An 8,574-nucleotide genomic window follows, 5' to 3' on the forward strand; every position below is an offset into this window, starting at 1 on the left:
CAGCACCGCGGCGAGGCCGGGGTTCCGCGTGCGACGCATCCGTGCGGCACACGCGGAACCCGCCCCCCGCGACGGGCGCCACGGGGTACGGCACAACGGTTACCAGCGCGCCGGATCACCCGCGTCCACGGCGAACACGGAGCCGTCCGGGGCGCTGGCGAAGACCTTGCCGGACGCGTCCACGGCCACCGGCGCGGGCAGCGACGAGGCGACGGTGGCACCGGCTCCGGCCATCCGGGGCCGGGTCTGGCCGAGCAGCGCACCCCGTTCGGCGTCGACGGCCAGCAGTCGCCCGTCGGCTCCGCTCAGATAGACCCGGCCGCCCTGGACCACCGGCTGCGACGCCGGGGTCATGTACGTCTCCAGCCGCCACCGCTGCGCCGCGCCTGCGGCGCCTTCCGTGGTCACGGCCGTCAGCGCGCCCCCCGCGCCCACGAGGTACACCGTCCCGCCCGCGGCGGCCGCCTGTGCCTGGTCGACCCGTACCGGCAGAGGGACCCGCCGGACCTGCCGCGTCGTGGTGTCGAGACGGACGACGGCGTCGGCGAAGCCGTCCCGGTCGGCAGCCAGCAGCAGGAGCGCGTGCGTGCCTGCCGCACCAGCGGCGTCCGGCGACGACTGCGCCACAGGCGAGAGCCTGCCCTGCAGCCGCTTCTCCCAGCGCACCTCGCCGCTGTCGGCGGCGATGCCACGCACCAGGGTGCTCCGGCCGTCCGCCCCGGGCGTGACGGCGACGACCTCGTCCGACGTCCCCTGCACGGGCGCCCAGCGCGTGCCGGTGGTGCCGGTCATGCCGTGCGCCTTGCGCCAGCGCTGCGCACCGGTCGCGCCGTCCAGGGCCCGTACGGTCCCGTCCGTGGTCGCGACGAAGACCGCTCCCGCCCCGAAGCCGATCGCCCCGTCCGAGCCGATGTCGCGGCCCCAACGGGTGGCGCCGGTCCCCGGGTCGACGGCGTCGAGCCGTCGGCCCCCGTTCGTGGTGACGTACAGCAGCCCGTCCGCGAGCACTGGTGCCCGGCCCGTCGTGCCGGCCCCGGCCGGGGCCTCGCGGGACCAGAGCCGGGCGCCGTCCACGAGGGACAGCCGCGCGGCCGTGACACCGGGCGCCGAGCAGTACAGGGCATTGCCGTCGGAGGCGCAGGCGGGTGTGGCCTGTGCGCCCCCGCTGCTTCCGTCCCCAGCCGCAGCTGTGCCCGTGCCCCTCGCCAACTGGGTCTGCCAGGGTGCCGCGGCGGGCGTCCGGGCGCTGGACGGACCACCGCCCGTTGCCCGGACGGGGTCCCATGTGGCGGCCCGCATGCCGGCGTAGGCGCCGGTGAGCAGGCCGGCGACGGCGAGACCCACGACGGCGTACCGCATGCGTCGCTGCCGGACGGCGCCTCGCCCCGGTGTCCCGGTACCCGTGCCCGGCTCGCGGACCGGCTTGGCGGCCGGCCCGGAGACAGGCCCGTCCGCCATGCCCGCGGCCGTCAGCGACAGAGACGCCGTGTCGACCTCCCCCACCGGTGACCGGAGCTCCGCCATCACCTCGCCCGGGGTGGGCCTGTCCGCGGGATCCTTGGAGAGGCACCGGGTCAGCAGCGGTACGAGCTCCGCGGGCACCCCCGCCAGCTCCGGCTCGTTGTGCACGACCTGGTACGCCACGATGTACGGGCTGTCCGATCCGAAGGGCCCGCGCCCGGTCGCCGCGTGCACCAGCACCGCCCCCAGCGCGAACACATCGGCGGCGGGACCGACATCGCGCGGCCGCTGGAACTGCTCCGGGGCCATGAACGGCGGGGTGCCGATCAGTTTTCCCGTCTCCGTCCGCAGATCGCTGTCCGAGGGGCGCGAGATTCCGAAGTCGATGACTTTCGGCCCGTCGGACGCGAGCAGCACATTGCTGGGCTTGAGGTCGCGGTGGACCACACCCGCGCGATGGATGTCCCGCAGTGCCTCGGCCAGTCCGGCGCCGATCCTTCGCAGCTCGCCGAGCTCCAGCGGACCGTTCCGCTTGACGCGCTCGGCGAGGGTCGGCCCGTCGATGAACAGCGTGGCCATCCAGGGCCTCAGCGCGTCGGGGTCGGCGTCCACGACCGGCGCGGTGAAGGCACCGCTGACCCGGCGAGCCGCGGTCACCTCCTGCCGGAAACGCGCCCTGAACTCGGGATCCGTGGCGTGCTCGGCATGGACGACCTTGATGGCGAGCCGCAGCCCCGACACGGACGTGGCCAGATGCACGACACCCATACCGCCCGAGCCGAGGCAGTCCCCGAGTCGGTACTGCCCGGCGTGTTCCGGCTGCTCCGGCTCGCCCGGCCGTTCCGCTTCCGGAGCCGGCCCGGCGCTGCGCAGCGGTGGCATCGCCCACCCCCGTGTTTCTCGTCCGCACGCGCGACGCACGGAGCCTAGTCGATGGTTCGTACGAGACCGAGGCGGCTTGCTAGCCTGCGCGGCGCACAGTTTTTGAGCCAGCATCAGCCGGCGTCAGCCAGTGACGGACAAATGGGGGAGGCCGGTCATGGCCATCGAGGAAACCGGAGCCAACGCGGGGGCGGCGAGAGCCGTGGAGGCCGCCGGTACGTATGCCACACGGCGCTACCCGGTCGCCCCGGGCTACCGGCTGAACGTACGCAGCGGCCCCGGGACCAACTACGACATCGTGGATGTGCTCCCGTACGGAGCCCGGGTGCCGGTCAACTGCCAGAAGCCGGGCGAGTGGGTGACCGGTCCGTATGGGACGTCGAACCTCTGGGACAACATCGCCAACGGCCAGTTCGTCTCCGACGCGTATGTGAACACGGGCAGCGACGGCTATGTGGCAGGCCGCTGCACCTGACGTGTGACCCGTGCCCCCGCCCGTCACGGGGATAATCGACCTCGTGAGCGAAAACCACGATGTCCCAAGCGGCGGGGGCGGCGGCCCGCAGCCCGAGCCGATCCGTTTCTTCGGCACCACCTGGGTCGCCCACGAAGGCGGCTACGCCCTGCGCCGTGCCGCAGTCGCCGCCGGTTCCCTGGCGGCGGCGGCCGCGGGCTGCCTGATCCTGCGGTTCGCGTATCAGGGCCTGACGACCGCCGACATCGGCGACTTCGTCAATCTGCTGCTCGTCGTCACGTTCGCCGTGTGCAGCGCGATCGCCTTCCGCAAGACCTGGGAAGGATTCACCCGGCGCCCGGCCGACCCCGCACGGGACGAGGCGCTGCGCAGCCTGAAGATGATCGGCTTCATCGGCTCGCTGCTCGCCTACTTCATCCGCTCCCTCACCGAGGCCCCCGGCGAGAAGCTGCATCGCACCGAGTACGAGACGGCCCTCGCCCAGTACGAGAAGCGCAGGACGGGCCGCACCGGCAACCCTGCCGCCCGGCAGAAGAAGCCGAAGCCCCGCCGCCGCTGAAGCCGCCGTGGCCGAGGACGTCACACTTCGCCGCCCCGCGTCGTCTCTCCGGAGGGCTCGCGCACCGAGGCGCAGAGCAGGCAGAGCAGGAGGAGAGACCGGACCATGGCAGAGCTCACGCTCTTCGAGGAGCAGCGCGACCGTCTCTGGGGCATCGCCTACCGCATCACCGGCTCGGTCGCGGACGCCGATGACGCCGTACAGGAGTCCTGGCTGCGCTGGCAGCGCCTGCCGGACGGAGAGGCCCGGGACCCGCGGGCCTATCTGACCACCGTCGTCAGCCGGATCTGCTACGACCAGCTCGGCTCGGCCCGTGCGCGCCGCGAGGCATACGTCGGCCCCTGGCTGCCCGAACCGGTCATCAGCGAAGCCGGGCCCGAGGACCGGGTGACTCTCGACGAGTCGGTAGGGATGGCGATGATGACGGTCCTGGAGCGGCTGACTCCCGCGGAACGCACCGCCTTCATCCTGCACGACGTCTTCGCCGTGCCCTTCACGGAGATCGCCGACGCGGTCGGCCGCACCCCCGATTCCGTACGCCAGCTCGCCTCGCGCGCCCGCCGCCGGGTGCGGGCCGAGGCGCCGCGCCGTTCCGTGGACCGGGGCGAGCACCGGCGCGCCGTGGACGCGTTCCTCGCGGCGGTGATGGGCGGAGACTTCGACGGTCTGCTGGAGATCCTCGACCCCGATGTGGTCTGGCGCTCGGACGGTGGCGGCAAGGTCACCGCGGCGCGGCAGCCGGTGCTCGGCCCGGTGAAGGTCGCCCGCTTCACGCAGGGACTCATGCGTGCCTTCGACCCGGCGACGATGCGGTTCACGGTGCGGGATGTGAACGGCGCCCCCGGGCTGGTCTTCACCGACAGCGCGAGCGGACTGACCGGCGTGTACGCGTTCACGGTGCACGGCGGGCGGATCACCGAGATCGACGTGGTCATCAATCCCGACAAGCTGCGCCACCTGTCGGACGCGGGCGCTGTCACACTTCCCGGGCCCGTGTCGTCCCCCTTGCATGACGACGCGAACAACGAACACGCCGAACACGCTGAACGCGACGAACACGAGGCATAGCGAGACCGCCCCGCACGTCCTGGTCATCGGCGCGGGCTACGCGGGTCTTATGGCCGCACTGCGGCTCGACCCGCACGCCCGCGTCACCCTGGTCGATCCGAGCGACCGCTTCACCGAACGCATCCGCGCGCACGAACGCGCCGCCGGACGTCCCGATGTGACCCACCCGCTCGCCGGATTCCTGCGCTCCACCGGCATCCGGCACGTGCCGTCCCGCGTAACCGCCATCGACCTGGCCGCCCGCAGGGTGACCACTGACGACGGCCGGAGCCTCCCGTACGACCGGCTGGTCTACGCACTCGGCAGCCGTACCTCGGTGCCGGTGGCGGACATCGGCGGACGCGCCCACACTCTGGAAGCCGCCGAATCCCTGGACAAGCGGCTCCAGGACCGCCCCGGCTCCCTCGCGGTCGTGGGCGGCGGGCTCACCGGTGTCGAACTCGCCGCCGAACTCGCCGAGTCCCACCCGGACTGGAGCGTACGGCTGCACTCGGACGGCGACATCGGGGCAGGTCTCTCGGCGCGCGGGCGCGACCACGTCCGCGAGGTACTGACGGCGCGCGGCGTACGGATCCACGAGGGGCACCGGATCGCGCGCGCCGACGACCTCGAGGCGGACGAGGTGGTCTGGACGGCCGCGCTGGCGCCCAACAGCGAACTCGCCGCAGCGGCCGGGCTCTCCCTCGACCCCTCCGGCAGGATCGCGGTCGACGCCGTGCTGCGCTCGGTCTCGCATCCCGAGGTGTACGTGGCGGGCGATGCCGCCGCCGCCCACTCGCCGAAGGCGGGCGCGCTGCGCATGGCGTGTGCGACGGCGATCCCCACCGGCTCGCATGTCGCCACGTCGCTCATCGCCGAGTTCCGCGGCAGGCAACCACGCCCGCTGGACTTCGGGTTCCTGGTGCAGTGCGTGAGCCTGGGCCGCCATGACGGCCTGGTGCAGTTCGTCCGCCCCGACGACAGCCCGCGTGACCGGTTCCTCAAGGGCGCCCTGGCCGCCCGGGTCAAGGAACGGGTGGTGCGCTCCACCGTCGGCACGCTCCGGCTGGCCGCCCGGCGGCCGTGGGCGGTTCCCCTGATCCCGGGTATGTCCTGAGCCGGAAGTCGGGCCGCCACCGCCTTGACGCCCCCCGCACCCCGGAGCATTATTCATCGCATGATGAATAATGCTCCGGGGTCGGCCGACAGCACCGGCGGCGTAGCGCACGCGGCCATCCGCGCCCGCGCCCTCACCGCCGTCCGCGGCCCCCGTACCGTGCTGCGCGGCCTCGACTTCGACGTCCCACGCGGCCAGATCACCGGCCTTCTCGGCCCGTCGGGCTGCGGCAAGTCGACCCTCATGCGCGCCATCGTCGGCACCCAGGCCAAGGTCGCCGGCACCCTCGAAGTCCTCGGCCGCCCCGCGGGCGATGCCGCACTCCGCTCCCGGATCGGCTATGTCACCCAGGCGCCCTCCGTGTACGACGACCTGACCGTCCGTCAAAATCTGGAGTACTTCGCCGCGATCCTCGACCCGGGCCGCGCCGCCGCCGAACGCCGCCGCGGGCATGTCACCCAGGCCATCGCCGACGTCGACCTCACCGGCCACGCCGACGCCCTCGCCGGAAACCTCTCCGGAGGCCAGCGCAGCCGTGTATCGCTCGCCGTCGCACTGCTCGGAGCCCCCGAACTCCTCGTACTCGACGAGCCCACCGTCGGCCTCGACCCCGTGCTGCGCCGCGATCTGTGGGACCTCTTCCACCGCATCGCCGCCGAACGCGGCACCACGATCCTGGTCTCCTCGCACGTCATGGACGAGGCCGAGCGCTGCCACCGGCTGCTGCTCCTGCGCGAAGGAGAGCTCCTCGCCGACGACAGCCCCGAAGCCCTGCGCCGCCGCCACGACACCCCGACCGTCGAAGGCGCCTTCCTCCACCTCGTCGACACGGCCAAGGCCCTCCAGGAGGCTTCCCGATGAACGCCCACCCGTCGCCCGCGACCACCACCGAAGCCACGAGCGCGACCGGGCCGGCGCCCGCCCCCGGCACCCCGGGGCCCTCCCGTACCGCGCTCTCGCTCTCGCGCGCACTCGCCACCGCAGCCCGCGTGCTGCGCCAGCTGCGCCACGACCCCCGCTCGATCGCCCTGATGCTCCTCGTGCCGTGCGTGATGCTCTTCCTGCTGCGCTTCGTCTTCGACGGCAGCCCGCGCACCTTCGACTCCATCGGAGCCTCACTGCTCGGCATCTTCCCGCTGATCACCATGTTCCTGGTGACCTCCATCGCCACCCTGCGCGAGCGCACCTCCGGAACCCTCGAACGGCTCCTCGCCATGCCCCTGGCCAAGGGCGACCTCATCGCCGGCTACGCCCTCGCCTTCGGCCTCCTCGCCGTCATCCAGTCCGCCCTGGCCACCGGCCTCGCCCTGTGGTTCCTGGGACTCGACGTGGTGGGCTCGGCCTGGCTGCTGTTGCTCGTCGCCCTGCTGGACGCCCTGCTCGGAACAGCCCTCGGCCTCTTCGTCTCCGCCTTCGCCGCGTCCGAGTTCCAGGCGGTCCAGTTCATGCCGGCCGTGATCTTCCCTCAGCTGCTGCTCTGCGGGCTGTTCGCACCCCGCGACACCATGCAGCCCGTGCTCGAAGGCATCTCGAACGTGCTGCCGATGTCGTATGCCGTCGACGGGATGAACGAGGTGCTCCGTCACACGGACATGACCGCGGACTTCGTCCGCGACGCCGCCGTCGTCGGCGCCTGCGCGCTCCTGGTGCTCGCCCTCGGCGCGGCCACCCTGCGCCGCCGCACCGCATGACCGCACAGATGACCGCCCATCGGACACCACCCGCACCGGCAGGTGTCCGATGCAAGGATGTCCATGTCCAGAAATGCACCACACCGGCGAGGTGACCCCGCATGCCCCAGACCGTCGCAGTGCTAGGAACCGGAAAGATCGGCGAGGCGCTGCTCAGCGGCATGATCCGCTCCGGCTGGCCGACCGGTGCGCTCCTGGTCACCGCACGCAGGACGGAAAGGGCGGAGGAGCTCCGCAGCCGCTACGGCGTCGAGGTCGTCGGCAACGCCGACGCCGCCAAGCGCGCCGACACCCTGATCCTGGCCGTCAAGCCCCAGGACATGGGCCGCCTCCTCGACGAACTCGCCCCGCACGTCGACCCCGACCGCCTGGTGATCAGCGCCGCGGCCGGTATCACCACGACCACCATCGCGGACCGCCTCGCTCCAGGGACCCCCGTCGTCCGGGTCATGCCGAACACCCCCGTCCTCGTGGACGAGGGCATGTCGGTGATCTCCGGCGGCAGCCATGCCACCGCCGAGCACCTCGCCCACACGGAGGAGATCTTCGGTGCCGTCGGCAAGACCCTCCGCGTCCCCGAGTCCCAGCAGGACGCCGCCACCGCACTCTCCGGCTCGGGCCCCGCGTACTTCTACTTCCTCGTCGAGGCCATGACCGACGCGGGCATCCTCCTCGGCCTGCCCCGCGCCCAGGCCCACGACCTGATCGTCCAGGCCGCCATCGGCGCCGCCGTGATGCTCCGCGACTCCGGCGAACACCCTGTCAAGCTCCGCGAGGCCGTCACCTCCCCGGCGGGCACCACCATCAGCGCCATCCGCGAGCTGGAGAACCACGGGGTACGCGCGGCCCTCATCGCCGCCCTGGAAGCGGCCCGTGACCGCAGCCGTGAACTGGCCTCAGGCAACGGTTGACATGCCCCTCACGCATGCGTAGTGTTCTCCGAGTTGTCCGACGTGAGCACCGACTCCGGTCGGCCCCGGACAGCCATTCCGCAAGACCCACTCCAAGCGAGCGACGTACTGTCGCCCCGCTTTTCGTGCGCTTTTGCGAAATGAGGAATCCGCGTTCGAATGACTGAGCGCAAACGGAGCCGATTAGCGTCGGAGCCCGGGATTCCGCTAAGGTCTCACTCGTCGGAACGGCCGTGAGGCCGGGAAGGTGAACCCCCTCTGACTGGGAATCAGGCCCGAAAGGATCTGATAGAGTCGGAAGCACCGGAAAGGGAATTCGCGAAAGCGGAGGAACGACCCGGAAGCCCGCTCCAGCGGGTGGCGGAAACGGAAATCGGATCTGCTAAGCTGGAAACACGAAGGGAAGCGCCCGGAGGAAAGCCCGAGAGGGT

General features: G+C 72.1%; 8 protein-coding genes. 7 read left to right on the top strand and 1 reads right to left on the bottom strand.

The window, feature by feature from the left end; genetic code table 11:
• Positions 1-99: 99 nt before the first annotated feature.
• The gene (locus tag ACFV6V_RS28695) at positions 100-2,343 is read right to left on the bottom strand and encodes a PQQ-binding-like beta-propeller repeat protein (protein ID WP_385570646.1); all 2,244 of its coding nucleotides are present in this window, start codon (positions 2,341-2,343) and stop codon (positions 100-102) included.
• A gap of 157 nt (positions 2,344-2,500) precedes the next feature.
• Here ACFV6V_RS28695 and ACFV6V_RS28700 point away from each other — a divergent pair, with 157 nt between their 5' ends.
• The 7 genes from ACFV6V_RS28700 to proC all read left to right on the top strand — a co-directional run bounded on the left by ACFV6V_RS28700 (position 2,501) and on the right by proC (position 8,143).
• Positions 2,501-2,818, top strand: coding sequence for an SH3 domain-containing protein (locus ACFV6V_RS28700; RefSeq protein WP_385570649.1), 318 nt, complete (start codon positions 2,501-2,503; stop codon positions 2,816-2,818).
• 43 nt (positions 2,819-2,861) lie between these two features.
• A complete protein-coding gene (locus tag ACFV6V_RS28705; protein WP_385570652.1) occupies positions 2,862-3,377 on the top strand; it encodes a hypothetical protein in 516 nt (171 codons plus the stop codon).
• A gap of 105 nt (positions 3,378-3,482) precedes the next feature.
• A complete protein-coding gene (gene sigJ / locus ACFV6V_RS28710; RefSeq protein ID WP_385570654.1) occupies positions 3,483-4,445 on the top strand; it encodes an RNA polymerase sigma factor SigJ in 963 nt (320 codons plus the stop codon).
• Positions 4,387-5,541 carry an NAD(P)/FAD-dependent oxidoreductase gene (locus tag ACFV6V_RS28715; RefSeq protein WP_385570656.1) on the top strand — a complete coding sequence of 385 codons (1,155 nt, stop codon included), beginning with the start codon at positions 4,387-4,389 and terminating at the stop codon, positions 5,539-5,541. Before sigJ ends, ACFV6V_RS28715 begins: the two co-directional genes overlap by 59 nt.
• 60 nt (positions 5,542-5,601) lie before the next feature.
• Entirely contained in the window at positions 5,602-6,402 is an 801-nt protein-coding gene (locus ACFV6V_RS28720) for an ABC transporter ATP-binding protein (protein WP_385570659.1), read from the top strand.
• Positions 6,399-7,232 (top strand): ABC transporter permease, encoded by an 834-nt coding sequence (locus tag ACFV6V_RS28725; RefSeq protein ID WP_385570661.1) that lies wholly within the window; start codon positions 6,399-6,401, stop codon positions 7,230-7,232. Before ACFV6V_RS28720 ends, ACFV6V_RS28725 begins: the two co-directional genes overlap by 4 nt.
• 101 nt (positions 7,233-7,333) lie before the next feature.
• Positions 7,334-8,143, top strand: a complete 810-nt coding sequence (gene proC, locus ACFV6V_RS28730; RefSeq protein WP_361282947.1) for a pyrroline-5-carboxylate reductase — start codon at positions 7,334-7,336, stop codon at positions 8,141-8,143.
• Positions 8,144-8,574: the final 431 nt, after the last annotated feature.

It is taken from the genome of Streptomyces sp. NPDC059828 (assembly GCF_042731955.1).
GTDB lineage: Bacteria > Actinomycetota > Actinomycetes > Streptomycetales > Streptomycetaceae > Streptomyces.